At 42.7% G+C, this 21289-nt stretch carries 16 protein-coding genes; 10 read left to right on the forward strand and 6 right to left on the reverse strand.

The window, feature by feature from the left end:
• Positions 1-213: 213 nt before the first annotated feature.
• A complete protein-coding gene (gene prsT / locus GQR89_RS01775) occupies positions 214-2955 on the forward strand; it encodes an XrtA/PEP-CTERM system TPR-repeat protein PrsT (protein WP_158772102.1) in 2742 nt (913 codons plus the stop codon).
• A 153-nt stretch (positions 2956-3108) separates the two neighbouring features.
• Here prsT and trxC read toward each other — a convergent pair whose 3' ends face one another.
• Entirely contained in the window at positions 3109-3537 is a 429-nt protein-coding gene (gene trxC / locus GQR89_RS01780; protein WP_158768466.1) for a thioredoxin TrxC, read from the reverse strand.
• A 4-nt stretch (positions 3538-3541) separates the two neighbouring features.
• A complete protein-coding gene (locus GQR89_RS01785; protein ID WP_158768467.1) occupies positions 3542-4396 on the reverse strand; it encodes an ion transporter in 855 nt (284 codons plus the stop codon).
• 566 nt (positions 4397-4962) lie between these two features.
• Between GQR89_RS01785 and GQR89_RS01790 the strand changes: the two genes are divergently transcribed.
• The 7 genes from GQR89_RS01790 to GQR89_RS01820 all read left to right on the forward strand — a co-directional run bounded on the left by GQR89_RS01790 (position 4963) and on the right by GQR89_RS01820 (position 12737).
• On the forward strand, positions 4963-5568 hold the full coding sequence (locus tag GQR89_RS01790; protein WP_158768468.1) for a biliverdin-producing heme oxygenase: 606 nt from the start codon (positions 4963-4965) through the stop codon (positions 5566-5568).
• Positions 5565-7910, forward strand: a complete 2346-nt coding sequence (locus tag GQR89_RS01795; RefSeq protein ID WP_158768469.1) for an ATP-binding protein — start codon at positions 5565-5567, stop codon at positions 7908-7910. Before GQR89_RS01790 ends, GQR89_RS01795 begins: the two co-directional genes overlap by 4 nt.
• Positions 7911-8116: 206 nt before the next feature.
• Positions 8117-8569, forward strand: a complete 453-nt coding sequence (locus GQR89_RS01800) for a response regulator (protein WP_158768470.1) — start codon at positions 8117-8119, stop codon at positions 8567-8569.
• A gap of 573 nt (positions 8570-9142) precedes the next feature.
• The gene (locus tag GQR89_RS01805) at positions 9143-10681 is read left to right on the forward strand and encodes a hybrid sensor histidine kinase/response regulator (RefSeq protein ID WP_158768471.1); all 1539 of its coding nucleotides are present in this window, start codon (positions 9143-9145) and stop codon (positions 10679-10681) included.
• Between the two features lie 171 nt (positions 10682-10852).
• Positions 10853-11272: a PleD family two-component system response regulator gene (locus tag GQR89_RS01810; protein ID WP_158768472.1), complete on the forward strand. Its 420-nt coding sequence runs from the start codon at positions 10853-10855 to the stop codon at positions 11270-11272.
• Positions 11273-11641 carry a response regulator gene (locus tag GQR89_RS01815; protein WP_158768473.1) on the forward strand — a complete coding sequence of 123 codons (369 nt, stop codon included), beginning with the start codon at positions 11273-11275 and terminating at the stop codon, positions 11639-11641.
• Positions 11642-11681: 40 nt separating this feature from the next.
• Complete coding sequence (locus GQR89_RS01820) at positions 11682-12737, forward strand: two-component system response regulator (protein ID WP_199271362.1); 1056 nt, start codon at positions 11682-11684, stop codon at positions 12735-12737.
• A gap of 969 nt (positions 12738-13706) precedes the next feature.
• Here the strand turns inward: GQR89_RS01820 and GQR89_RS01825 are convergent.
• The 3 genes from GQR89_RS01825 to pdsO are packed head-to-tail and all read right to left on the reverse strand — an operon-like array spanning position 13707 to position 17434.
• The gene (locus tag GQR89_RS01825) at positions 13707-14393 is read right to left on the reverse strand and encodes a class GN sortase (protein ID WP_255455664.1); all 687 of its coding nucleotides are present in this window, start codon (positions 14391-14393) and stop codon (positions 13707-13709) included.
• Positions 14366-16639 (reverse strand): marine proteobacterial sortase target protein, encoded by a 2274-nt coding sequence (locus tag GQR89_RS01830; protein WP_158768476.1) that lies wholly within the window; start codon positions 16637-16639, stop codon positions 14366-14368. The genes GQR89_RS01825 and GQR89_RS01830 overlap by 28 nt, the downstream gene beginning before the upstream one ends.
• Positions 16640-16666: 27 nt before the next feature.
• Positions 16667-17434 (reverse strand): sortase-associated OmpA-like protein PdsO, encoded by a 768-nt coding sequence (gene pdsO, locus GQR89_RS01835; RefSeq protein ID WP_158768477.1) that lies wholly within the window; start codon positions 17432-17434, stop codon positions 16667-16669.
• Between the two features lie 187 nt (positions 17435-17621).
• On the opposite strand from pdsO, the gene pdsR reads away from it, so the two are divergent.
• Both pdsR and pdsS read left to right on the forward strand, forming a co-directional pair.
• Positions 17622-18323, forward strand: coding sequence for a proteobacterial dedicated sortase system response regulator (gene pdsR / locus GQR89_RS01840; protein ID WP_158768478.1), 702 nt, complete (start codon positions 17622-17624; stop codon positions 18321-18323).
• 6 nt (positions 18324-18329) lie between these two features.
• Positions 18330-20546, forward strand: a complete 2217-nt coding sequence (gene pdsS, locus GQR89_RS01845; protein ID WP_158768479.1) for a proteobacterial dedicated sortase system histidine kinase — start codon at positions 18330-18332, stop codon at positions 20544-20546.
• 15 nt (positions 20547-20561) lie between these two features.
• Here the strand turns inward: pdsS and yjjX are convergent, their stop codons facing one another.
• Positions 20562-21131 carry an inosine/xanthosine triphosphatase gene (gene yjjX, locus GQR89_RS01850; protein WP_158768480.1) on the reverse strand — a complete coding sequence of 190 codons (570 nt, stop codon included), beginning with the start codon at positions 21129-21131 and terminating at the stop codon, positions 20562-20564.
• Between the last annotated feature and the right edge of the window lie 158 nt (positions 21132-21289).

The following is a 21289-nucleotide window of genomic DNA, read 5'->3' on the forward strand; positions in this document are numbered from 1 at the left end:
AATTTAGGGCGACAAAAACAAGCAAAAATCGATAGCAATTAGCCTTTTATCTGACTCGATTGTTCGAGTAAGATGGATTGCAACAGCGCCATTTTTTTCGGCTAAAATAGTCGGTACGTTTTAGTATATTTTGCCAACAGTTGCCTAAATTAGAGGGCTAAACTCAGTTGATGACGGCTAAGCGCAGAACATAGGATAGGGAAGATGAAAAATATGAGAAAAACGATTATCGCACTATCACTAGGGATGTTGATCAGTTGTGGTCAGCAAACCAGTGAAGAACATATTCAAGCAGCGCAAGAATTTATCGCTAATAATGATAATGCGTCAGCTATTATCTCGTTGAAAACAGCGGTGCAAATGGCACCTAAATCACCTGAAGCGCGCTTTGAGTTAGGCAAATTGTATATCGCCGAAAAACAATTTGAGAGCGCTGAAAAAGAATTGAATAGGGCGTTAGAATACGGTTATGACGGCGCTAAAGTTTTGCCATTACTTACTCGTGCGTATCAGCGTACCGGTGCTTATGCAGCAATAAGTGAAATGGAAGACCAAAACGTTAACTTGAGTGTTGACGACAAAGCGGAAATTGGATATTTCAAAATTGTTTCCTTGGTGCGTTTAAATAAACCTGATGACGCTCGCGCTATTATCGCTGACCAACAACAGCTTGAAACTGATTCAGTCTTTAAAGCCCTCAGCAGGGTTTATGGTGAAATACTAGACAAAGACTATCCGCTTGCTTTGCAAAGTATTAGCGAAGTTAAAGATGACAGCCCCGATCATCCAGAAGTACTTAAATTGGCCGCACAGTTACATTTAAGTGTGGGCGATCCGAAAGCAGCTGCTCAGGAATTTGATCACTATGTATCGTTATATCCAGACGACATACAAACCACATTCGTGTTGGCAAAACTATGGGTTGATTTAGGTGAAACGGCTAAAGCAGAGCCATATGTCGATAAATTATTAACGGTAAACGCAAAAAACGGTTTACTGAATCAACTTAAAGCGGCCGCTCGTATAGCTGAAAAAGATTATCCAGAGGCGCAGAAGTATGCAGAACTGGGGATACAAAACGGTATCAATGACCCTGCTCTACGTTTAATTGCCGGTTACGCTGCCTATCAACAAAAAGATTTTGAATCTGCCCAACGTCACCTTTCATTAGTGGCGAGTAGTTTGCCCGATAATCACCCAGGGTTGCGTTTACTGGCGGCAAGCCAGTTACAACTTGGTTTGACGACGGAAGCTAGTGATGTACTTGGACGCATTGAAGATGTTAGTGAGCAAGATGCCCAGTTATTTTCAAAAGCGAGCTATGAGCTGTTACGCCAAGGAAATGTCAAAGAAGCCCAACAGTTAGTGGATAAGTCATCGAGTATTAGTACTACTGCAGAAGATTTAACCCGTTTGGGTTTACTCAAACTGTCGCTCAATAATCTTGACGGTATTGTGGATTTAGAAGAGGCATTAGAGAAATCACCAGAACTGGAAAGCGCTAAGAAGACACTTGCTACTGCGTACGTGACGACCAAACAATTCGACAAAGCGTTAGAGTTAGCCCAGCAATGGAAAGACGAAGATGCCAACGACCTGAGTGCTTATTTACTCGCGGGTGAAATCTACTCCAAACAACAAGAGTTTGAGAAAGCCAAGGTAGAATTTCAGCACGTATTGCGCATTACGCCTGAACATCAAGGCGCTGCGCTAGGGTTAGCCAATATATATATCGCTGAAAAAGATTACACCGGTGCGCAAAATGCGTTGGCCGAATTAATTAAACGTTATCCTAATTATACCCCTGCTTTAGCGACTGCTTACTTAGTGAACAAACAGCAAGGTGACGCTGATAAGGGTATTGCGCGCATTAAGAGCGCACGAGACAAGGCTCCTGATAACCAAGAAGTGAGTATGTTGTACGCACGGATCCTATTACTAGAAGGGAAATACGACCTAGCATTAGAGCAATTCACCCAATTTGACCAAGAAGCGTCACTACCGCCGGCTTATTGGCAAGGTAAAGGTCAGGCGCTTATTCGCTCAGGCGATGTGGCTGGCGCGCAAGCGCATTACGACCTGTGGTTAAGCAAAGCGCCTAACGATAAACAAGCTGTGGTGGGTAAGTTGTTATTGCTAGACAATACCGCAAAGTACGCCGAGGGCGTTGAACTGACCAACGGTTTCTTAGCTGTACGTAACGATACACAAATGCAGTTACTGCAAACCCATTTTTTGTTGATGAACAAAGACATGGATGCCGCTCGAAAAGCCTACGATGCTATTCCTGAAGAACTCAAGTCTATGCCTATTGTAAAAGGCTTTTTGGCACGCTTACAAATTGTAGATGGGCAATTTGACCAAGCTGAGCCTAATGCTCATGCCGCTTATATAGGTTTACCTAATGGGCGTAACTTAGTGTTATGGGTGTTTACGTTAGAGCGTCTTAATAAAAAGGATGAAGCGTTAACGGCTATACAACAACACTTAAAAAGCGCACCTAACGATGGCGCTGCATTGATGATGTTGGCAGAACGTCAAATAAGCAGTGGAGACAGTCAAGCTGTCGCCAGCTATCAAACCTTACTGCAACAAAACCCGAATAACTTCGTAGCGCTCAATAATTTGGCATATTTGTTTCTACAAAACGGTCAGTTGGATAAAGCCCAGGAGTATGCTGAAAATGCCGTTAAGCAGCGCCCAGATAATGCTGCTGCCGTAGACACATTCGCTCAGGTATTGGTTGCGAGAAAAGACTACGACAAAGCCGTTAAACAATACGAGGCGGTAGTAAATGATGATATGCGCGATGAAGAAATCTATCTCAACTATGTTGAGGCATTATTCCTCGCGGATAAAACGATGCTAGGAAAGCGCAAACTTAGCCAACGTGAAATGAAAACCGAAGCAGGTATTAAACGTCTGGCGCAGTTAAAAACGAAATATGCTGAGTAAGCTAACGAGCATAACAAGGCGACAACTGCGATTGTCAGTGTTTTTTGATAGAAGATACTTAAAAGCGTAGCGTTTTTGGCACTATAAAAAAGCCCTTAAATAAGACTATTTAAGGGCTTTTTGTTGTGTATTCTTGCTTTACAGCTCAGATGTTTAGCATTTCTGCATGGCTTGCATAATCCATTGTTTCAATTGCGGCTCGGATAACGCGCCAGATACACGGTCTATTTCTTTGCCTTGATGGAATAGGATCAAAGTGGGAATGCTGCGAATACCTGCGTCGGTGCTGATCTGCTGTGCTTGCTCGGTGTTTAGCTGAGCGAATAAAATGCCTTCAGTTTGGCCTGCTAATTTGGCAAAAACCGGCGCCATTACTTTACACGGACCACACCAGCTGGCCCAAAAATCCACTAAAACAGGTAGATGATTGCGCTCAATGTAGCGATAAAATTGCCCTTGTGTTAATTGACAAGGCTGATACGTATGTAGCTTATGCTGACACTTACCGCACTTCGCATCAGTGTGATCTTTACTATCAGGTATATTGTTAATGGCATAGCATTGAGGACATACGATATGCATAATTTTAATCTCTACTTTGCTTAGTGGTATGTGATGATAATTGTTCGACTTGTCGCTGCAACCCTTTAATGTGGATCAGTATATCGCTAAGGGTTGGTTCTTCCTCATGTTCTTGTTCATGCTCAGCCGCTTCAAGTGCTGCTTTTTCTTTACGAGCCAGTTCGTTCTCTTGCTCCATAACGTTAACCACGATACCTATCACCATGTTTAAAAACGCAAATGCAGTAAAGAATATAAACGTCAGGTAGAAAATCCAGCTAAGTGGATAAACTTCCATGGTTTCGTACATGACGTCCGTCCAGTCTTCGAAGGTCATAACTCTAAACAGGGTTAATAACGATATTGTGATATCACCCCAAAGCGTTGGGTTAATCGTTCCGAATAGAGTACTGCCGACCGCTGCGTAAATATAAAAAATTATAAACATCAATAACATTACGTAGCCAAGCTGAGGCAACGCTTTGACCAACGATACTAACAATATACGCAGTTCCGGAATAATAGAAATCATCCGTAATACCCGGAACACTCTGACTAGACGGGCAATAACCGCTAAATCTGCATCTTCTGCTGGGATCAGGCTGACGATCACAATCAATGTGTCGAATATATTCCAGAAGTTTTTAAAGAAGTTTCGTTTACGTTCTTCGGCTAAAAAACGAATGGTGATTTCAGTGAGAAAAAACGCACTGATGAACCAGTCGAGAAACTGAGTGATATTATGCATCGTAGGTGACATTTCATAGGTTTTCGCACCAACCAATAGAGCGGAAAACACGATCACCGAAATCACAAAAATCTCGAACAGTTTGTTCGAGCGAATACGAATAAATTGGGCCTGCAAGGATAAAGCGTTCATGGACTCACGAAGTTTGCTAAAAAATCGCCGATAGAATATTGGATTCTACGATGCTGTCAATCCAGGATTGGTATACAGATGTGTAATAACAGTCAGAATGACGCTCTGGGACCACAGCAAACATTGTTGGCTAGACTCATGTTCAAGCGTTTATTACACGCCTTTTTATAGCTCGAGTACATAATAAAATATTGCGGCTTACAAATGGCCTAATTTGCAAATTAAAGACTCAGATAAGGTTTTTCAATGGTGTTCACTCCAACGCTTGTATACTGCGTCAATCGCAACAGTACTGCCAAGATTTACAGCCTACCTCTGGTTGTTTAAGGGAAATTTTGATGTCAAAATGTTAAGTAAGATGAAAGGTCTAACTAAGCAAAAAATAGTCGAGGGTGATGAGCAAGTTATAAATTTAAATTATTAGTGTTCGTCATATTAAGCGCCCGAAAAGGGGCAGCTCGATAAGAAATGAAAGAAACGACACAACACAACACAACACAACAAAAAGACAGTAACTCTGCCCCATATTTTTAATTCAGTGAACAGGTAATAAAGTAAATTCTAGTATGACCAATAGCAATATTAAGCCAATGTCGATCGGGCTTTTTCTTAAGACGAGCACTGCTGGCTTACACAGGGAAGTTGAAGGGAAATTATCGAGAATTTTGTTTCATCGTGACTTGAATGCACAGACTTACTATCAAGTTTTATTGTGCATGCACAATGCTTATAAGGAGATGGAACAAGCCGTCAACAATTATCCTGTATCCCAGAAGGTCTATGTTAATAGAAGCAAGTTGCGTTGGCTGGAAAACGATATTGCCCATTTGAAGCCCCTTATCAAACAGGTCGAAGGCAAGCACCTAAGCAAGGTGACTTTGAATTTATCGTCATCAGCGCAGGCTATGGGATTACTTTACGTCATTGAAGGTGCCACATTAGGCGGTGAACACATCCAAGCTCGGTTAACGCGCCATTCGTGGTTAGACGCCCAGCACGGTGTAGAATTCTTTGCGAGTTACGGAATGAAAAGAATGACCAATTGGCACGAGTTCTTGGCAGTATTACAAAAATACTACGAGCATAATCCTGACGACTATGACGAGATAAAAGCAGGAGCTGAACTTGCGTTTCAGTCTATCCATGATTGCTTAGAGGGGCTGAATACATGAACGAACCGTTTGATGTGACATTAGACAATTGCCACAAGGAACCAATTCATATTCCTGGCTCTATTCAACCTCACGGTTATTTGATGGTTTTCGAAGCAGAAACCTTGTTCTTACGGTATTGCAGCCAAAACCTTGCTGACCTTATGGCTCGCCCTATCGATGAGCTAATTGGCTTATCCTTAACTAAACTGCTTGATAACGATTTTGCTGGGCTGGTAACAGGGTTAGACTTTAGCAAAGGCTTTCACGACGTTAATCCACAACAAGTCACAGCAAAAAGCCTCGAGCATGGTGAGCATGTCTTCAATGCAATTTTGAGCTTAAATGATGCCTTTTTACTGGTTGAGTTAGAACAAAAGCTAACGGTCGGTGCTAGCTCATTCAATCCAGTGAAAAATCTTATTAATTTGTCGTTAAACGATTTGGTAAATACTCAAGATCTAAACAGCGTGTTTGCTTATTCAGTGAACGAAATCCGTAAAGTAACGGGATTTGATCGGGTAATGCTTTACAAATTCGACGCTGACTACAATGGCGAAGTTATTGCCGAAGCAAAAAAAAGCCAACTTAATTCCTTTTTGAAACAGCATTTCCCTGAGTCTGATATTCCTAAGCAGGCACGAGAGTTGTACGTAAAAAATCCTATTCGTTTACTGGCGAATGTCGATGCTCAGCAATCTATGATTTATCCCAACGACCGTCCGATTGACCTGAGTAAAGTTGTTTTACGTAGCGTGTCACCTATTCACTGTCAGTATTTGCGCAATATGGGGGTTCGAGCCTCAATGTCGATTAGTATAGTGGTATCTGGCAAGCTTTGGGGATTGATTGCATGCCATCATTACTCCACTCACATAGTGCCATTTGAAACCCGAGAAGTAGCCCTGTATATGGGGCTTATGCTGTCCTACTTAATTTCATTAAAAGTCCAGGCCGAGGCTGAACACCGAGATTCGGCTGTGAAGTCACTCAACGCTTCGATCACCGCCAAGATGGCAGAGCGCATTTTTTTCACTGACGGCCTACGCGAAGAATCAGATAATCTTATGCAGATGATGAATGCATCTGGTGTGGCTTGGCGATTGGAAGAGAATATAGAGTGCTTCGGTAAGACTCCTGCGCCACTAAGAATTGAGGCGTTATTTGATTGGGCCGTATCCAACAAACTCGCTGAGGATAATATTTATTACAGCAAAAATTTAGGTAAAGAAAATAGCGACTTTTTGGATATCAGCGATATATCCAGTGGTGTCTTTATTTTATCAGTCTCGTCTGTAAGTAATTTGTTTTTAATTTGGTTTCGTCAAGAAGTAGAACAGACTAAAGATTGGGGCGGTAAACCAGAGAAGGTCATCGAATTTTTAGATGACGGTAGTCACCGCTTAATGCCGCGTAGCTCATTCAGATTATGGCGTGAAAACGTTAAAAATCAATCTCTCGCCTGGGAAGCGATTGAGCTATCTAGTGCGCTAAAGTTTCGAGACACAATCGTTAATTACGTCCTGTCTAAATCTGAACGGCTTGAATTGCTCAATGAGGCTCTAGAGCATAAGGTCGATGTGCGTACCGAAGAACTGAAAACAGAAATTGCAGATAAGCAAAAAATTCAAAATGAACTGGTAGAAGCATTAACCAAGTCTGAAGAATCAAACCAAGAGTTAGAGCGATTTGCCTTCGTAGCGTCTCACGACTTACAGGAACCGCTGCGCAAAATTCAGTCCTTTGGTGGGCGTATTCAACAAACAGAAATGACCTTAAGTGAAAAGGGCCATGCTTATCTTTCAAAGATGATGAGTTCAGCAGAACGTATGCAGTCTCTTATAAAAGCCGTATTAAGTTTTTCAAGGATCCATCGTTCGAATGACGAATTTGAGGAGGTAAATTTCGACGATATACTCGACGTTGTCATTAACGATTTAGAGGTATTGGTTTCTGAAAAACAGGCAAAGATATTCAAAGATAAAATCGGTACGGTGTTTGGCGATAAAAATCAGCTTCATAGGGTTGCGCAAAATATTATTCACAATGCGATAAAGTTCGCAAAAGTTGATGTGCAGCCATCTTTAACTATTCGACTAATAAGCCGAGACAGTGAGTTTGTGACAGTCGAATTTAATGACAATGGTGTTGGATTCAACAAAGAACACGAACATAAAATATTTGATTTATTCGAGCGCCTGCATGCTAAATCTGAATATACAGGGACGGGTCTTGGGCTCGCCATTTGCAAAAAAATTGTTAATCGTCACAGTGGTAAAATTTGGGCCGAATCAAAAACTGACACTGACACTGGCGCTTCGTTTTTCGTCACGTTGCCGGTTAAAATATCAGTAGTACAATAACATTACATTTTGTTCTTATCTTAGCGATATGCTATGTGGTAATATCCGCGGTTAGTTTTTGACTTAGTTCCTTCTAGCAAGCACTGGGTGTGCCGTAATTTTTTATTAAAAATACGGTGCATTTGCATATATTAATATTGGTATTTTTAGGTGTTCTTCGACGGTTGAGTCACTGAAACCCTAAACTCAAAAAGGTTGTGTTTATTGTGAACAAAGATGCCAGTTATATTTCCAAAAAGATCAGAGCGGTTAGTTACATTTTGGTTGCTGATGATGACGCAGATGACCAAGAGTTAATTCAAGATGCGTTTTCAGATAATGAAATTGTTTTAGATAAGCTCCGTTTTGTAGATGATGGTGAGGAACTGATTCACTTTTTAGAAAATGCCGAAATTCTTCCTAGTATCATATTGTTAGATTTAAATATGCCTCGAAAATCAGGCCGAGAGGCTTTGGCTGAGATTAAGCAAAATCCCACGTTGAAACACATTCCAGTTATCATGTTCACTACTTCGGACTCTGAAGTCGATATTAAAGAGTGCCATATGATTGGGTGTAATGCTTATTTAACCAAGCCTAACAACTACATTGATTTAGTCTCGTTAATGAAAGACTTAATCAGTTTCTGGTTGCTGCAAGCGAAAATTCAGTACGATTAGGCGGGTTTGAGAAGCTGAGTAGAAAGTGGCTACAGAGTTTAGGAAAGATCTCTATGCTCAAGAATATTAATGTACCAATTTTAGATTTACCAGTGATTGAACATTATAAGAAGAGAGCTCAACACTGTTGTTGTCCGTAACTTTTAAAATGCTAGGGCAGTTTTTCAACGAGGTTTCTTAAACTGCCGCAATGATTCCATGCTCAGCGATTTAGAAATCGGTCTAAACAACAAGGATAACCCGTGGTTATACATTGCAGGTTAGCTGGCAAATAGCCTCAATATTATCAAATAATTAGTCCTCGCGCATAACTACCTTTGCAGCAGTAAAATCGTTATTTATCGACGAGTGCACTTTCATTGTGAAGCAGAAGCAATATCTATTTATCCCCACCCTCTATAGCTTGCGAAGCACAAGCAATATCTATTTATTCCTACCCACTATAGCTTGCAAATCAGAAACGAAGGCTAAGATGCTGTAATTAGATGAAACGTGTAATAAATTACCTGCTACTATAACTACTTTTAGGGTAATTTATTTTACTTTTTTTGCAGTGTTGTCAGGAGATTCGTAGTGGATGCCAAGCGTACTAAAATAGAGTTGGCAGAGTATGCTGCAAGTATCATCAACACGGTAAGAGAGCCTTTAATTACGCTCGACCAGGACTTAAGGGTGGTCACCGCTAGTCGCTCTTTTTATGAAATTTTTAAAGTTAAGCCAAAAGAGACCATTGGGCAGCTTATTTATCATTTGGGCAATAAACAATGGGATATTCCCAAACTGAGAGAGTTGCTTGAAACGATTTTACCTGAGAAGACCAGTTTTGATGATTATGAGGTTGAGCATGATTTCGCCACCATAGGTCGTCGTACTATGCTGTTAAATGCACGACAGATAGAGCAATCGAAAGGTAAAAAGCGAGTCATCCTACTCGCTATCGAAGACATTACTCAACGTAAAGAAATTGAAGCCGGCTTAGAAACCACTCGAATAGAACTTGAAGCACTAGCTAGAGAGTTAGAACGTGCTGACCGAGTAAAGTCCGAATTTCTGGCAAGTATGTCACATGAATTGCGCACCCCCCTCAATGCCATTATAGGTTTCTCTGAAGTATTGCAGGATGGTCTAATCGGCGAAATTACAGAGCAGCAAAAAAAGTACATCGGCAATATTTTTGAGAGTGGCCAACATCTCCTTTCGTTGGTGAACGATGTACTCGATCTTTCTAAGTTAGAAGCAGGTAAGATGAACCTCGATCTAGAAATATTGGAACCTGCCAGTTTGCTACGCGGTAGTCTCATTATGGTAAAAGAGAAAGCCATGTTGCAGGGAATAATTCTTAAAGAGAATATGCCAACAGAGCTAGGTTTGATGCAGTGTGATGGACGTAAACTCAAGCAGATCATCTATAACCTTTTATCAAATGCGGTTAAGTTTATACCTGATGGTGGAGAGGTAACTTTAAATGCTCGTCGAGTACCCCGCTCAAAGGCTCATTTGGTCGCAGTAAATGAACTTTGGAAAATCCGTGAAATCGGTGCAGCTGAAAATGTAATGGGTGATTTCGAGGAGTTTTTGGAAATCGCCGTGCATGACACCGGTATCGGTATATCCTGCGATGATCTCGACAAGCTTTTTCAACCTTTTAGCCAAATTGATAGCAGTCTATCTCGAAAATATGAGGGCACGGGTCTAGGATTGATGATGGTGCAAAATCTCGTTCACTTGCACGGTGGTGCGGCAGCAGTAGCCAGCGCAGCGGGGCTGGGATCCTGTTTTACGTTCTGGCTACCTTGGCGTGACGCGAGTTTTGGGAATGAAATTAGCATCTCTGAGCTTCCGCCAACAATCACAGAGAAAAACTATGATGACATCGGCGAGGAGCACACAACCATCCCTCTCGCTATTTTGGTGGAGGCGGACAAAAAATCTGCCGAATTAATAAATATCTCACTGAAGGAGGAAGGTTTTGCAGTACATCATGTTCAAAGTGCAGAGGAAGCACTTCGGGTGTTGGAACGAGTAACCCCTGCTTTAATCACCTTAGACATTCAGTGCCTGGAATGGACGGATGGGAGTTTCTTAGTCGGTGTAAACAGATACCTGCATTGAAAAATGTGCCAATGGTGATAATTGCTTTCGACGTAAGTCCCAACAAAGGTTGGGCGCTAGGGGCTTCTCTCGTGCTAGAAAAACCAGTCACCCTAAAACAAACTACAAGATGACATACATCCTTTTATAGAAAATAACTTAGTTGCTCTAAAAGGATTAAAGGTACTGGTCGTGGACGACGACCCTCTTGCTTTGGAGCTCGTTGCCACCCAACTGGAACATATGGGAATAATACCACTTTCTGCTCACGGCGGCGCAGAGGCCATTGAGCTTGCTCGGGAGCATAAGCCAGCGATAATCATGCTTGATTTAATGATGCCTGATCTTAGCGGCTTTGATGTCGTCAATGCACTCCAGAAATATCCTGAAACTGATTCGATTCCTATCATCATTGTAACCGCTAAGGTGGTCAGTCGTGAAGATAGGGAAATGCTCAATGGTAACATTTACAAAATCATTGAAAAATCCGAATTCAATAGCCAGACCTGCAGACGCGAAGTACAGCGCGCGTTGAAAATTAAGCGCCAAAGAAGTGGTCCGAAAGATAGGCGTAAAAGAAGCCCATTAATAGATAGACGTCAGAAAAAATAAATGGCTACCATACTTATCGTAGAAGACAATCCAAATAATATGGAGCTTGCAACGTTATTGTTGGAAGCGGCTAATCATAAGGTCATTCAGGCGGAAGATGCGCATAGTTGCCTGCACAAGACCCGATCTGAAACTCCTGACTTGATTCTGATGGATATTCAGCTGCCTGGTATGTCGGGTTTAGAAGCGACTTCGTTGCTAAAAAAAGACCCTGCTACACAATTAATCCCCATCATTGCTGTTACGGCGCTAGCCATGACTGGTGACGAGGATCGTTGTCGAGCCGCAGGTTGTGATGGCTATATATCAAAACCATTGCGCTATAAAAAATTATGGAGCGTAGTTGAAAAATATTTAATAAAACGCTGAATTAGCCATTATGACCGCACTTTACTGACAGGATATGAATATGGACAACCCCGCTAAAATTCTTATTGTTGACGATGAAGCTCCAAACCGAGAGCTGTTAACCGTAATGCTCGAGTACGAAGGTTACAACGTAATCACAGTGAGCAGCGGTGAAGAAGCGTTGAAACGTGTGGAAGTTGAACCACCAGATTTAATATTACTTGATGTCATGATGCCAGGAATGAATGGTAATAAGGTTGTGGGTAAACTTAAATACAATCCACAGACTAAGTCTATCCCAGTCATTATGATCACGGCTTTGGATAGTAATACGGCTAAGCTGGCAGCTCTAAATTCAGGAGCTGAGGACTTTCTGAGCAAGCCTGTGGATCGAGCCGAACTTACGTTGCGTGTCCGAAACATGCTGCGCCTTAAAGACTACAGCGATCTGCTCTCTACGTACAATGACACTCTAGAAGCTAAGGTGGTCGAGCGTACTGCTGAGCTTGAAATTGCCTACAAAGACACATTAATAACCTTGATTCGCGCCGCTGAATACAAAGATGAAGATACTGGCGCTCACGTACGTCGTATCGCTCAGTATTCTCGTATGCTAGCCAAACTACTTGGACTTAGCAAACGAGATATAAGAGAGCTTTACTTTGCAAGTACCATGCACGATGTTGGTAAAATAGGTATACCCGATGATATTTTGTTTAAGAAATCACCCTTTACACCCAAAGAATGGAAAATAATGCAGACTCATAGTGTTATTGGTGCAACAATCCTTAAAAAGGGAGATTCTCCTCTTATCAAAAAGGGAGCCGAGATAGCGATGAATCATCATGAGCGCTGGGATGGTACCGGCTACCCTAAAGGTATATCAGGAGATGCTATCCCTTTATCTGCACGCATCATGGCCATATGCGATGTATATGATGCATTACGCTCGAAGCGTCCCTACAAACCCGCTTTCAGCCACAAAAAAGCAGTAGATATCATTATTAACGGGGATGGGAGAACAATGCCAGAACATTTCGATCCTAAAGTACTCGCTGCTTTTGCTGCCCACCCCGAATATTTTGAAGGCATATATGAAAAGTATAAAGATGACTAACCTTTAATCTGAAGAAGATAAATTTGATAGCAAAGAATGTGGATAACGAAGGTGTTTTCGCTCCATATTTGTTGTTTATTTCTCGAAATATATAGATTTTTTGTTGATTTGCTTAGCGACGCTACAGATTTAAAGTATTGAATCTGCGATATCGGGGCTGTTAGGTGGTTTATTGGCATAATTAGACTGTTAATTCTCGGCAACACTGCGGATAGCGAAGTCACAGTAGTGGGTGTATTGACACGTCTCCCAATTCAAAATATTTGAACGGCTAAGAGAGTGAATTCATTTATCCTGAATAAGCAAGGTTGGCAACTTAGTCTGATTATCGACTTACAACCGCTTATACCTCAAAATACTGGGCAATGGTCGTTTAATATGTTGTGATCAAACTGAAAGTTAGTTTTATCATTGGGTCTAAGTAACTTAATGATCAATAACAATTTATTAAATGTCTATAAATAAAAATCATCGAGCGGTGCGAGTATACTCATCTGTGTGAAAGAAAGTATCAATCAATGTTTTTACGTCTGTTGAATGGGAGGCCAAATAAGCTAGACCAAGCAGAGCTAAAGTGGTCAGTCGGGGACTTTAGCAAACCATATCATCGTCAATGCCCTCATAAAGGTACACGATTTCAACAATTTGCCGATAATGTGAGGTTGCTGGTTCTAATATTCCTATTCTCCAAAAAAGTTTGAGCCGAGTAATGCGTATAAATACACCCCATTAGAGTAATTATTCGACCTTGCAGTGCGTCGCACAATATTACATGACCACTACACAAACATAATTTTTGTTTTGGGATATTATAACGTTTACATTTCCATTGTATTTTAAAGCATAAACTACACTAGTAATTTACAACTAATAAATACAGAGTCTTATGGGCTTACCACGCCACCAATCAATGTAACGAAAAACCTGGAAAAACATCTGGCAAACGACCGTTATTGTTTAGATTATCAATTAGCTACTGGACACATTGAACACGCGCTGTGCGCTAACCACAAAACGTAAGGTTGGCTGCGGTAATATTGAATTAAATGGATAACAGGTGATCAGGGTGAGTTGGTCTTGGTTTTGTGATTCGATGATTTGGGTTTGACTCTGATCCACAATAAATGTTTCTGTCACCCTATATTGCCCTTTGCCCGTAAGCGTTTCTACCTCTATTAAATCCCCATTATTAAGGTATTGCAGTGACGAAAAGTGGGTGTCTCTGTGGCCCGTTATAACACTATTACCGCCTTCGAACGGCAATGGCGTTGGGCTCATATGCCCTGGACCAAATGCCATTGTACGTCCTGACGCCCCAGCCAATACATATAATGATTGCTGGGCGAATTGTAATTTAGCCACAGGGTAGGTGTCTGCCCAAGGCCATGGTTTAATGTTTTGACTTTGCTTAACAGCGTTTGACGTTATTCGAGGTTTACTCGCTGCAAGCGCGGTGACCTGCAAAGCATTTTGCCAAGCCTGGGCAATTAATACTTGAGCTAATTGTGCTTTGGCCCACATATATATGCCATGAGAAAAAAACAATCCGCCACTGATTAAGCAGATAAGCGCAACAGCCTGAAGATGCGCACTTTTTATGCGAAACCTGCGGGCTGGCTGTCGTCTTTTTATACTACCTGTTTTGAACGGGCGCACAACGCGACCCCTATAAGCAATAGTCCTAGGGTTATGTGCAATGGCATATTACTGGCCGTTTGCGGCAGGTTTCCTGCCATCATCGTGGAGCCTGCTGGTAAGTTATGCTGAATAGGTTTGTTTTTGCTGTTTTCATTTTTGGGTCTGGATATTTGCTCATCAATTGCAATTAAGCTAGTGAACTGGCTAACGATATGGTGTTCCAGCGCAAGATCTGTGATGCTTTTTTGCCATATTTGACGCATCTCTTGATTCTGTTCTCGACGTAAAGTATTGCTTAGTTGGGTTATTTTCTGTCTTGCCCACGCCACGCCTAACCCTGTACGTTGAGGTGTGGGGCTAAGTGGCATACGTACTGACCATGGCAGTGCCGATTGCCGTCCCGTTACTTTGATAGCATTGTCGGATTGTTGCACGGCCGTGCCATTTTTGCTGTGAAGCACGGGTACCCGATAGTGAATAACGACTGGCTGGGCAGCATATAAATCGGGAATAACATTCGGATAGAACTCTGTTTCTCTGACAAAGTCGATATGAATGTCTTGCATCACAGGTGTCGTTAGCTTATTAAATAGTTCACGCATTTTTTGCTGAACTTGATTTACATCGCCAATGTAAGTGAACGTGCCGCGACCAGCTTGTGCTGCTTGGGTCATAAAGTAGCTATTGGGCGCTGAGCCTATACCAATGGTAAATAAGCGGCTGTTGTCTAGCTCGTTTTCGATAAGGTTCATCAACGCATCTTCGTTGCTGACACTGCCATCGGTGATAAAAACGACTTGGCGCAGCGTCGAGTTGACAGGTGAAGTGCCCTCGTTATTCGTTGCAGTTTTGTTGTGCAAAGCGAGCGTTAAAGCAGGAGCCATTTCCGTTCCGCCATCGGCAATTAAACCAGATACCCAGTTTTTAGCGCGCTGAATATTAGCGGCATTGGCTGGCATTGCGCGATCCCAAAGGGGTCTTGGTTGGTCGTTAAACTCAATAATATTCACCTTATCGTCGGCATGTAGCTGGGTGAGGGCAAAAGCGACCGCTTGTTTAGCTTGTACGATTGACTCGCCCGCCATGGAGCCTGATGTGTCGAGCAAAAGAATAACGTTTCTTGGCATGGGTTGTTTGTTAGGCGTGTCTTGCAACGGAGGTGTCAACATTACGAGGCCGTAACGATACCCACCTTGAATTTCACTGAAATGTGCGGCGCTGGGTAAATCACTTGCAGCGGGACGCCACGTCAAACTGAAATCCTGATTAGCCGGTTGCTGCTGAGCAAAACTGATGTGGAAGTCCTGCATTTTATCGTGGCTCGAGGCTTTATTTTTTGGCGATATGGTTACCTTGTGGTGCTCACTGACAATATCATTAGCATTGAGTAAAAAACCGCTGTCTAGATCCACGCTTATACTAATGGGATTAGTGGTTTCAGCAACAGGTTTTATTTGTTGGCTTAAGACGGCAGTACTCGAAGCCCAGCCTTGTTCGTTCACACTTGCCACGATGCCTTTTGTGTGGGGATGGCGGGTAGTGGGCGAATAGCGAGGAGTTATCGTCATAGGGAAACGCAAACTAAACGTTTGCTCATCTAAGCTCACGACTTGCTGATATTCAATGGTGATACTCAGGGATTCAAGTGGGCCAATATTGGCTATCGAATTTGTGAAAAGGTTGGGTCGGCGTTGCTCTATTAAGCTCGCTTTTCTGCCTTGGCTTTGGGCTTTTTCAAAATGCGCTTTAGCTTGTTCTTTAGGCATGATTATCCCGTTGATTACGCGCTCACCTATGGTAATGCTGAGATGATCTACCGCAGCATTTTCTGGTAGCGGAAAGGCATAGATACCATTAACCCAATCCTGACTTGGGTTATGAAAACGCTGCGTGACCTGAGTGCGAGCAATCATGCCAGTCACACGAATTTTTACATCTGTACTTAATAGGGGACTCAATTGATAACTGCGCTTGTGTTCAAGAACGCCGGTTTCGCTTTGCGTATTATTCTGTTCAATTGGTGGCTGCTGGCGGGTATAAAATAGGCTGCCTTGTGCTACATCATTGATGCTATCAACATATACGTTTTGCGGTATTTGTTTATCCGCGACTACTTGGCGGTATTTGACTGGGCTTTGCTGTTCTTTATGCATAATGTCTCCATTGAGCTCTGGTTGAATCAAGTACTGTGACGCGGCACTGTGCAATACACCTATTGTGCAAATCACCAGCAATAAGCCGCTAAGTTTGAGTAAAAGGGACATTCCTGTTCTCCGTTTGATTTGGCTATGTTAGTGAGTTGCCCGGGCCATAATTGATACTGACGGGGTGTTACTGATTGAAACCGTCACTTTACGAGCGAAAAATAATTCTTCTTGATCATGTTTGGTATCCAGTCCTTGGGTCTCACCAAACGATTCGGTGCGCAGTTGTGTAGGGTTTACGTTTTGCTTAGTAAGATACTTTTTTACGCTGATAGCGCGTTGTTGTGAAAGCGCTTGATTGAAATTTGAATTGCCACGTTTATCAGCGTAACCCGTTAACGTAGCCTGTAATTCGGGTGACTGGCGCAGTACTTGGGCGAACAAATTTAATTGGCGCTGGTAATGGGGTTCTACTAGATAAGATCCAGTGCGAAATTGTATGCTGGTTTCAATAGGTGTCGTACTCACGTTACTTTCAACTATCCCCGCGCCATCAGCACGTATTGCTTTTAAGCTGGCTAATTGGGTCATGTTTTGCTGGTGCATAAGGTTATTAGCCGACTGCAGTGCGAGTAATTGTTGATCTTTGTTTGCCAGAGCAGATTCTGCACGAACAAGCGCTTTATCGTTATTAACATCATTGGAAATAAATAAACCGAATATAGCGCCTACCACACCGCCTACGGGGCCAGCGATGGCCGTGCCAAATAATGCCCCTGAGCCAAAACCCAGAGCGTCATTCTGAGTGTTTTGCTTTTTCAACGTGCGCGCTGCATTTGTGTCAGCCAAAGCTAATGGCGTAATTGCGTGGTTGATAATAAGCGATAGGGTTAACGCGATGGCTGCATATTTCATGGCATACTCCAGATTGTGTGAACAGTTATGTATTAGCGCTATTACACAGGGACTTTGAGGCTAATTAGTGGGTGAAAAATGGCAATCTGTGGGGCAATTGTGGCGAAAAAATGGAATTTGCTGTTGTACGTCAAAACAGCCGGTATTTTAGGATATAGTGAGCGCACAAATTTCAACGAGAGTAGTTATGTCTCAACGTATTGCGCTAGTAGAAGATGACCTCGCTATTCGAGAGAATTACGCTGGAGCGCTGAAAAAACAAGGTTACGAAGTCATTTGTTACCCCAATAGGCAACAAGCAGAGCAAGGCTTTGCTCAGCGCTTACCTGATTTGGCGATCATAGATATTGGTTTGCAGGGGGAAATAGACGGCGGTTTTATGGTATGTCAGCAGTTGCGCAGTTTATCTAAAACATTGCCAATCATCTTTTTTACCGCGCGAGATAACGACTACGACATTATTTGTGGTCTACGAATGGGGGCGGACGATTACTTAACCAAAGATATCAGCCTACCGCATTTGCTGGCGCGTATCGCAGCCTTGTTTCGCCGAGTGGCTTTGTTGAATCAGCCTCAATTATCCGAAGACGTTATTCAAACAGGTGCGTTGAGTATTGACAGCAAACGCATGACGGTTAGTTGGAAAGAGCAGGATATAGAACTAACAGTGACCGAGTTTTGGATGCTGCATGCCATCGCTAAATATGCTGGACATGTAAAGAGTCGCCAACAATTGATGGATGAATCTAAAATGGTGGTTGATGACAGCACTATTACCTCTCATATCAAGCGTATTCGTAAGAAATTTCAGCAAGTGGACAGCGAATTTGATCGTATCGAAACAGTTTATGGTATGGGTTATCGCTGGAAAAATGGAATTGAAAAATAACCCTCTATGCCAAGCTCATTCAGTCAGCCAGTAAATAAACCTTCAACTAGACGACCATTTCGTCTGCGTTTCGGGATCCGCGTAAAGTTGCTGGCTCTATCACTTTTTCTATTTGCTATTCCCTGGCTGGGGTATCAATTCGTGTGGGAACTAGAAAGTTACCTGCGCATAGGGCAAGAGCAAACTATGGTCGGCACTGCGAGAGCAGTGGCAACCGCGCTTCACGAACGTCCTTCTTTGTTCGATACACAAAGTGCTTACTTAACCGATGTGAAACCTGGTACTGATCTATACGCTCATAAAATTCACGATCCCATTCGTCTGGACGGTAATTTGGATGACTGGCTCGACTATCAACACTTGAGTATCGAGTATGGGCAAGCTCATTTATTGAATTTCGACGTTGAATATCAGCCTGACAGTTTTCACTTTAGGCATATGGTCGGGCAGTTCGGTATGTATTTGTACGCCATGTTTGAAGTAACCGACGAGGCGGTGCTGCTGCGTAATAAAGACAGTTTACGGGTTGATCGTAATGATTACCTACAAATAGCGATGACAGCGCCAGACGACAGCTTTAAACGCTATGTGGTTGCGCCACAGGAAGCCGGTTGGGTGAATGCCTATTTACTATCAGAGCCGTTGGACTCTATGCGACCAGTGGCGCTAGAAACTCAAATTCAAGGACGCTGGCTGAACACCGAGCAAGGCTATAATATTGAACTACGTTTCCCGCTCGGGATGATGAGCAGTAAAATTGCCTTTGCCATTACCGACGTGGATGATCCCGTTACGCGCAGCATGCGTTATCGCATTGGCACTGCTAATCCGAACAAAGTTGATGCCCTTGGCACTGTATTGGTGCCATCACCAGAAATTGAAAAAATTATCAAAGGCCTTAAGTATTCCAACGCGCGGGTGTGGGTGATTGATAAACATAAACGGGTGTTAGCACGCTCGGGAAGTATTCATAAATCTGTGGGGTTGAGCGCCACGGCTTACACGGCTGAAAGCCCAAATGATACTGACTGGTGGCAAAAAATAGAACGTGATTGGCTACTGCCTATTTACTACCAAATTTTAACTAAGCCGCCAGCGGAATTTATCGACGACTTGCAAGATGCTTATGCGCTTCAGGGCCAAGATATTAATGATGCGTTGGCGGGTACACCTGCTTCGTTGTGGCGTTTAAGTCCAGACAATAAAGCGGTGATACTATCTGCTGCTCATCCTATCTATATAGATGAAAATGTAATGGGTGCGGTGGTTGTTGAGCAAACAACAAATGGTATACGCACGCTGAGAAACCGCGCGCTAGAAAAACTTTTTCATGTGATTTTAGCAGTGATGGGGCTAGGCACATTAGCCTTATTTTTGTTTGCGTCACGTATGTCATTTCGTATTCGTAAGCTAAGAAACCAAACAGAAGCGGCAATCGATAGTAACGGCAAGATAGTGGCAACGATCCCCAATGCCAATGCGCGCGATGAAATCGGCGACTTGGCCACCACGTTTAACATAGTATTGGGAAAGTTGGGACAATATAACGCCTATTTACAGAACATGTCGGCTCGCTTGTCTCATGAATTACGCACGCCAGTGGCGATCGTTAAATCCTCTCTAGAAAATTTACAGCTTAGTGAGCAAAGCCCAGAAGATGCACAATATATTGACCGTGCACAACTGGGTATAAAACGCTTAAGTACGATCTTAAACAATATGAGTGAGGCAACACGCCTCGAACAGGCAATTCAAAGCAGTGAGCGGGAGGAGTTTGATATAACTGCACTGCTAGAAGGGTATGTGGCGGGTTATCGTATGACGTATTCCAGCCATGAATTTACCTTTAATAATCAACATGAAGGCACCATGCTTTCCGGGTCGGCAGACCTATTTGGACAAATGCTGGATAAAATAATCGCTAATGCGCTGGAATTTAGCCCAACCCATACAGTCATAAAGGTTACCTTCGGGCAAAGTGGCAATCATCATTTACTCACGATCGATAACGACGGTCCAGCTCTACCACAAGATATGCAAGACAAGCTCTTCGATTCAATGGTTTCAGTGCGAAGTGAGCATGGCTCTACTCAACCCCATCTTGGCCTAGGATTATATATGGCTAAAGTTATTGCCCAGTTTCATGGTGCAGATATTCAAATTGAAAATCGATTAACTGCAGACGGCGAACATCTTGGTGTGCGCGTATCCCTTACCTTCTAGGGGATATCAATTAGCTTAGTTGCTCTGAAACTTAACAGGATATAACTCTGGATGTAAAAAAGGTGCCATAGCCAGCACTATCGCGTGAGTATAATTACCTTCTCGGGTCGCATTGCCATTGGTCAGTAAGCCAATTGCTCCACCTTTTTGTTTGATATTTTGCGTGTTAAAGAGTTTGTCCATTAATGGCCCTAATTCTTGCCCATCAGCTAATGCCTGATAAACAGATTCAGGAATGGGCATAATCGCGCCGCGCCCAATTGATTGGCGTTCATGGTTTGCTATAACGATATAAGCAAATGTAGCTGGCCCATATTCGAACTTATCCACACCGCCTTCCATAGCTATGTAAAAATCCGCTTCGGCATTTTCCTGACAAAATTTGACTCGGTTAACTGCCCCAATACGGGTTTCTTCACTTGTCATGGGTTGTTCTGCCACGTTAGACGGGGCGTGCATACCCTGACAAATCACATTGCGTTCTGGGTAGAGCATAGCAATAGCATTTTTCGCTGCGTTAACCTTTACAGGGTTTTGAGAGCCCACGACGACATATAATGAGGTGGGTGTTTCAGATTTGGTCACAGTACGTTCCTTGGAATTTCAGGTTGATGGGGTTTTATTAACGATACGATATTGTTGCGCGCTATAGGCAAACAATTGCGAGCAACATTGTGCTAAAACGATTTTTGCATAGCAACCTCTTATTAATTTATGGTGGATAAAGTGCGAGCGATACAAAG

Origin of the sequence: Paraglaciecola sp. L1A13 (assembly GCF_009796745.1) — a bacterium.
Classification (GTDB): domain Bacteria; phylum Pseudomonadota; class Gammaproteobacteria; order Enterobacterales; family Alteromonadaceae; genus Paraglaciecola.

Coding starts and splice junctions, on each gene's coding strand:
- pdsS (WP_158768479.1), top strand. CDS start 18,330: ATGCCAAGCTCATTCAGTCAGCCAGTAAATAAACCTTCAACTAGACGA.
- prsT (WP_158772102.1), top strand. CDS start 214: ATGAGAAAAACGATTATCGCACTATCACTAGGGATGTTGATCAGTTGT.
- GQR89_RS01830 (WP_158768476.1), bottom strand. CDS start 16,639: ATGTCCCTTTTACTCAAACTTAGCGGCTTATTGCTGGTGATTTGCACA.
- GQR89_RS01815 (WP_158768473.1), top strand. CDS start 11,273: ATGGCTACCATACTTATCGTAGAAGACAATCCAAATAATATGGAGCTT.
- GQR89_RS01795 (WP_158768469.1), top strand. CDS start 5,565: ATGAACGAACCGTTTGATGTGACATTAGACAATTGCCACAAGGAACCA.
- pdsO (WP_158768477.1), bottom strand. CDS start 17,434: ATGAAATATGCAGCCATCGCGTTAACCCTATCGCTTATTATCAACCAC.
- trxC (WP_158768466.1), bottom strand. CDS start 3,537: ATGCATATCGTATGTCCTCAATGCTATGCCATTAACAATATACCTGAT.
- GQR89_RS01790 (WP_158768468.1), top strand. CDS start 4,963: ATGACCAATAGCAATATTAAGCCAATGTCGATCGGGCTTTTTCTTAAG.
- GQR89_RS01785 (WP_158768467.1), bottom strand. CDS start 4,396: ATGAACGCTTTATCCTTGCAGGCCCAATTTATTCGTATTCGCTCGAAC.
- GQR89_RS01820 (WP_199271362.1), top strand. CDS start 11,682: ATGGACAACCCCGCTAAAATTCTTATTGTTGACGATGAAGCTCCAAAC.
- pdsR (WP_158768478.1), top strand. CDS start 17,622: ATGTCTCAACGTATTGCGCTAGTAGAAGATGACCTCGCTATTCGAGAG.